This is a genomic window from Curtobacterium sp. B8 (genome assembly GCF_000333315.1).
Classification (GTDB): Bacteria; Actinomycetota; Actinomycetes; order Actinomycetales; family Microbacteriaceae; genus Curtobacterium; species Curtobacterium luteum.
Genome location: NZ_BACW01000106.1, coordinates 1 through 4,230, shown reverse-complemented (window position 1 = coordinate 4,230; position 4,230 = coordinate 1). Strand labels below are relative to the sequence as shown.

The 4,230-nt window shown below is 73.0% G+C and carries 5 protein-coding genes; 2 read left to right on the top strand and 3 right to left on the bottom strand.

Annotation, left to right across the window (positions count from 1 at the left end):
• Both I59_RS02850 and ykgO read right to left on the bottom strand, forming a co-directional pair.
• A partial coding sequence (locus I59_RS02850) for a histidine phosphatase family protein (protein WP_022902581.1) occupies positions 1 to 301 on the bottom strand: 301 nt, incomplete at its 3' end.
• 28 nt (positions 302 to 329) lie between these two features.
• Entirely contained in the window at positions 330 to 452 is a 123-nt protein-coding gene (gene ykgO / locus I59_RS02845; protein ID WP_022902580.1) for a type B 50S ribosomal protein L36, read from the bottom strand.
• Positions 453 to 497: 45 nt separating this feature from the next.
• On the opposite strand from ykgO, the gene I59_RS02840 reads away from it, so the two are divergent.
• Positions 498 to 1,550: a GTP-binding protein gene (locus tag I59_RS02840; protein ID WP_022902579.1), complete on the top strand. Its 1,053-nt coding sequence runs from the start codon at positions 498 to 500 to the stop codon at positions 1,548 to 1,550.
• 264 nt (positions 1,551 to 1,814) lie between these two features.
• Here I59_RS02840 and I59_RS02835 read toward each other — a convergent pair whose 3' ends face one another.
• Entirely contained in the window at positions 1,815 to 3,329 is a 1,515-nt protein-coding gene (locus I59_RS02835) for an MFS transporter (protein ID WP_022902578.1), read from the bottom strand.
• Positions 3,330 to 3,535: 206 nt separating this feature from the next.
• Between I59_RS02835 and I59_RS02830 the strand changes: the two genes are divergently transcribed.
• Positions 3,536 to 4,060, top strand: coding sequence for a DinB family protein (locus I59_RS02830; protein ID WP_022902577.1), 525 nt, complete (start codon positions 3,536 to 3,538; stop codon positions 4,058 to 4,060).
• Positions 4,061 to 4,230: the final 170 nt, after the last annotated feature.

Below are 4,230 nucleotides of genomic sequence, written 5' to 3'. Positions count from 1 at the left end.
TGTACGTCTGCACCGAGACCTTGTCGCTCTTGCCCTGGGTGTCGCCGGCCTCGATCTCCCGGAGGCCGGGCAGCACGACGGGCTCGAGACCGAGCGCGGCCGCGAGTGGGGCCGCGGTCAGCTGCGTGCGGACCATCGAGGAGACGAAGAGCCGCTCGATGCCGCGCGCCGCGAGGGCGGTGGGGAGCGCCTCGGCCTGCTGCTGCCCGAGCTCGGTCAGGCCGGGTCCGGGCACCTCGGCGTCGAGGATGCCGTGCACGTTCGCGGGGGTCTGGCCGTGGCGGATGAGCAGCAGTCGCATGCTGCCACCCTACGGAAGGGCGTCGGTGTCAGCCCTGGCGGGTGTTCCACCGCGGGCTCTGCTTGTTGATGACGTAGACCCGGCCCCGACGGCGGACGACCTGCGACCCGGGGATCTTCTTCAGCGCCTTGAGCGAGTTGCGGACCTGCATGGTGGACCTCCTAGTTGATAACGGTTCTCATGTAGAGTACCGCACATGCGATCCGCCGCCATCACCCTCGTCTCCGCCCTGCACGACGCCGACGCCCACGGTCTCGCGGAACGGCTGCTCGGGAACGGCCCGTCACGCGACCACGCGATGCGGGTCCGCGGCAGTGCCGTCACCGTCGCCCGAGCCGTCGCCGAACGGGCGGACCGGATCGACCGCACGTGCGGTCCCGACGTCGACCACGGTCTGGTGGTCTCGCTCGCGGCCGGCACCGACGTCCGGGCGGTGGGCATGATGCTCGCGAACGCCGCCCGCTCCGAGACCGGTGACGACCGCGTCCTGCGTCACGTCGTGAGCGTCCTCCGCGCGGACGACGTGGCGCACCTGCTCTGGAGCGACGTGGACGACGCGTTCGTCGCCGCCGAACGGGTCAGCGCCCTCGTCGAGTACGCGACCGTCATCGTGCTGGACCGGATCGAGCCGCTGTCCGGTCGCCGCCGACGTGCGCTCGTGGCACTGCTGCACCGGATGGCGCCCCACGCGCTCGTGGTCAGCGGCCGATCGGTGCGCGGTCCCCTCGACCTCCCCGCGTCGAACGGCGGCGCGGCGCGGCTCCTGGCGGGCGGCGCCGGGTGGATGCGGGCGCTCTCGAGCGGTGCCGACCTCGACGTCCCACCGCGCAGCGACCGGGACGACCTCGTGACGCTGCGCTACCGCGAACCGCTGCCGTTCCACCCCGGACGGCTCGCGCGCGTCATCGAGCACGACCTCGCGGCGGGCGTGAACGGGCGGGTGCTGCGGTCGAAGGGGTTCTTCCGGCTGGCGTCGCGGCCGGACCACGTCGGCGCGTGGTCGAGCTTCGGGGCGATGCTCGCGCTCGACCCCACCGCGAACCGGTCGTGGGACGCGGACGCACCCGTGGGGCAGGCGCTGTGGTTCGTCGGCGAGCGGCTCGACGTGCACGGGATCGAACGGGCGCTCGACTCGGCGCTCCTCACGGCCGAGGAGCTGCTGGCCGGCCCGGACGCGTGGCGCACCTGGGCCGATGCGTTCCCGGTGTGGCCGGCGTTGGACCCGTCGCACGGGCGCCGGGGTGAGTGAGGCGGAGCGGGCGTGGGCGGAGCGGGTCCGCGGCGGGTGCGGGTGCGGGCGGCGCGGGCTCGCGGCGGGTGCGGCTCGTCTCTCGCTGTCGGACGACACGGCCGTCGTCGTCCGACAACGGCCTCGTCGCCGTGCCGCGTCCGCAACGGTCCGCGCGTGCAACGGACGACGGCGCTGTTGTCGTACGACGACGGCGCCGTCGTTCCGCAGCGGCAGCCGGCGGCCGACGCCGACCCGCGCGCCAGACGCCGGCACCGGAACGCGTCAGCGGGCGGCCGGCTCCGGCGTCCCTTGGGCCTCGCGGACGGCGTCGGCCGCGGCGAACGGCAGGTCCCCGAGGTCGAGGTTCGGGTTCGTGTCCTGCGTCAGCACGAGCTCGCGGGCCTCGGCCTCCGTCTCGACCGCGGGCATCGAGCCGGGCAACGGCCGCTGCGACGACTCCCGCATGCAGAACACCCCGACGGCCCCGAGCGCGCTCATGGCCATGAGGAAGTACGCCGGCGCGAGCTCGTCACCCGTCCACGTCAGCAGCGCCTGGACGATGAGCGGGGTCGTCCCACCGAACACGGCGATCGCGATGTTGTACGCGAACCCCATCGCCCCGTAGCGGGTCGAGGTCGGGAACAGCGCCGGGAGCGACGCGGCCTGGTTCGACACCCAGAGCGCCGTCATCAGGGCGAGCAGGCCGAGCCCGAGCAGCGTCGACCACTGCGCCCCGTGCGCGATGAGCAGGAACGCCGGCACGACGAGCACCACGGTCGTCGCGGCGCCGATCCACATCACGACCCGGCGACCGAGGCGGTCCGACAGCCGACCGGTGAGCGGCAGCACCACCGCGAGGAGCACCAGCACGGGGATGGTCAGCAGCGTGCCGTCGAGCGCGGAGTAGCCGAGCGAGTCGGTGAGGTAGGTCGGCATGTACGAGGTCAGGGCGTACCCGACGGTGTTCGACGCTGCGACGAGCATCACGGCGATGAGGATGGGCTGCCAGTGCTCGCGGACCATGGCGACGACGCTGGTCGGGCGCTGGCCGGTGGCCTCGGCGCGTGCTTCCGCGGAGGCCTCCTGCGCGGCCTGGGTCGCCTGGAAGACCGGCGACTCCTCGATCCGGAGTCGGAAGTAGATCGCGACCACGCCGATCAGGCCCGCGAGCAGGAACGGCACCCGCCAGCCCCACGCGGTCATGGTGGCATCGCCGAGCGTGAGCTGCAGCGCCGTGACCACCGCGGCGCCGAGCGCGAAGCCCATGTAGCTGCCGAAGTCGAGGATGCTCGCGAAGAACCCGCGACGGCGGTCGGGCGCGTACTCCGTCACGAACGTGGTCGCACCCGCGTACTCACCGCCCGTCGAGAAGCCCTGCAGGAGCTTGAGGACCACCAGCACCACCGGCGCGAGCGCACCGATCGTGGCGTAGGCGGGCAGCACGCCGATGAGGAAGGTCGACGACGCCATCAGCACCAGGGTCGTGGCGAGCACCCGCTGCCGTCCGAGCCGGTCCCCGAGCCGTCCGAACACGATGCCGCCGAGCGGACGCGCGATGTACGTCGCCGCGAACACGCCGAGGCTGAAGAGGACCTGCACCGCCGGCTCGGCCGTCGGCAGGAACACCTTCCCCATCGTGACGGCGAGGTACCCGTAGACCCCGACGTCGTACCACTCCATGGTGTTGCCGACGACCATGCCGCCGACCGCTCGGCGCATCATGCTCTTGTCGACGACGGTGACGTCGCTCACGCGGAGGCGACGCCGCTGCTGGGTACTGCTGGGGTCGGATCCCATCGGTTCCTCTCTGGGGGACGGATCGGCCGATGTGGTTCTGGTCGGACCGATCGGCCGGTCGGACAGCCGACGACGATACCGACCGACCGACATGTCACTGTGTGGGCATTCACAGGCAACGGCGTGTCCCCCGGACGGGGGTGGTGCCGCTTCCGCGCGGGCATGCGGGATCGCGGAACCTGAACGCCGACCGGTACCGTTCGGCCATGGCGATCGAACCCGAGACGAAGAACTGGACCTGGGTCATCGAGGCGACGTGCCCCGAGTGCGGCTTCGACGGACGGTCCGTGTCCGTGCGCGACATCCCCGCGGTCATCGAGGAGAACACCGCCGCGTGGCCGGCGGTCCTCGAGCGCGACGACGTCCGCGTGCGTCCCGACGACCACACGTGGTCCCCGCTCGAGTACGCCGCGCACGTCCGCGACGTGCACCGGAAGATGACGGAGCGGCTCGCGCTGATGCTCGAGCACGACGAGCCGACCTTCGCGAACTGGGACCAGGACGCCACCGCGGTCGAGGACGACTACGCCGGGCAGGACCCGGCGGTGGTCGGGCGCGAGCTGGTCGACGCCGGGCAGCGCGCCGCTCGGGCGTTCGCGGCGGTCGCCGACGCGGACCTCGGCCGGACGGGCCTCCGGTCCGACGGCAGCGTGTTCACGGTCGCGACGCTCGCGACGTACTACGCGCACGACCCGGTGCACCACCTCTGGGACGTGCGGCGCGCGCGGTAGGCGGGTCGTGCCTCCCGGCCTGGAGGCACGAGTCGCGTCACCGGCGACGGCCGCGTCGACCGGCCGGTCAGCACCCGGCACCAGTCGCCGGACGAGCGCGCCGGTCACGCGAGCGCGCCGGTCAGGCGAGCGCGCCGGTCAGGCGAGCGCGCCGGTCAGGCGAGGGCGCC

Bases quoted from the DNA above. Each gene is read 5' to 3' on its own strand.
- I59_RS02830 (WP_022902577.1), top strand. From the start codon at position 3,536: ATGGCGATCGAACCCGAGACGAAGAACTGGACCTGGGTCATCGAGGCG.
- I59_RS02835 (WP_022902578.1), bottom strand. From the start codon at position 3,329: ATGGGATCCGACCCCAGCAGTACCCAGCAGCGGCGTCGCCTCCGCGTG.
- I59_RS02840 (WP_022902579.1), top strand. From the start codon at position 498: ATGCGATCCGCCGCCATCACCCTCGTCTCCGCCCTGCACGACGCCGAC.
- ykgO (WP_022902580.1), bottom strand. From the start codon at position 452: ATGCAGGTCCGCAACTCGCTCAAGGCGCTGAAGAAGATCCCCGGGTCG.